The sequence below is a fragment of the Tsukamurella conjunctivitidis genome (assembly GCF_007858475.1).
Lineage (GTDB): Bacteria > Actinomycetota > Actinomycetes > Mycobacteriales > Mycobacteriaceae > Tsukamurella > Tsukamurella conjunctivitidis.
In genome coordinates this window covers 1-667 of sequence record NZ_VIGX01000111.1, presented here as the reverse complement: position 1 = coordinate 667, position 667 = coordinate 1, and the positions used below count along the sequence as shown (strand labels likewise).

General features: G+C 70.0%; 2 protein-coding genes. One reads left to right on the top strand and one right to left on the bottom strand.

The window, feature by feature from the left end; translation table 11 throughout:
- A partial coding sequence (locus tag FK530_RS24600; protein ID WP_331456377.1) for a Sir2 family NAD-dependent protein deacetylase occupies positions 1–319 on the top strand: 319 nt, incomplete at its 5' end.
- Between the two features lie 109 nt (positions 320–428).
- On the opposite strand, the gene FK530_RS26065 is transcribed toward FK530_RS24600, so the two are convergent.
- On the bottom strand, positions 429–667 hold a 239-nt coding region (locus FK530_RS26065; protein WP_205124257.1), incomplete at its 5' end, for a hypothetical protein.

Below are 667 nucleotides of genomic sequence, written 5' to 3'. Positions count from 1 at the left end.
CCTGGTCGACTGCCCGGACTGCGGCGGGCTCCTGAAACCGGATGTCGTCTTCTTCGGGGAGTCACTGCCCCAGGCTGCGCTCAGCGATGCCTTCGCCATGGCGGACAGCTGCGATGTCCTGCTGGTGGTGGGGACCTCGGTGAAGGTGTCGACAGCCGTGTGGGTGGCGGGTCAGGCAGCCTCCTCGGGTGCGGCCCTGGTGGTCATCAACCGCGGCCCCACGGACCTCGACCACGATCCCGGAGTCGCCCTGCGCATCGAGGGTGACTGCGGGGTCTACCTCCCCGCCCTCGCACACGCCCTGGGCGCAACTGCCTGAATCCGACCGGGGCCGAGGGGCCCCAGCCGACCCGCCCGCGACACATCCGCCCGGAACACATCCCCCCGCGACACATCCACCCGGAACACTTCCACCCGGGCGCTGGATCTCACCAGAGGAACGTCGTCGGCTCGATCGGCCCGGAGTTGCCGGTCTGCCACCCCTGGCGCGCCAGTGCGAAGCTCTGTCCGGAGACGGTGTTCCAGCACGACATGCCGTTCTCATCGGAGAGACACACCGAGTTCCCGTTCACTGCCGCGGTCCCGTAGGGCACCTGGGCGCCCGTGCCCGGAACCGTCTTGCCACATGCGCGCGTGGCGGAGGTCGCGTCGGCGACCAGCGCGAAGG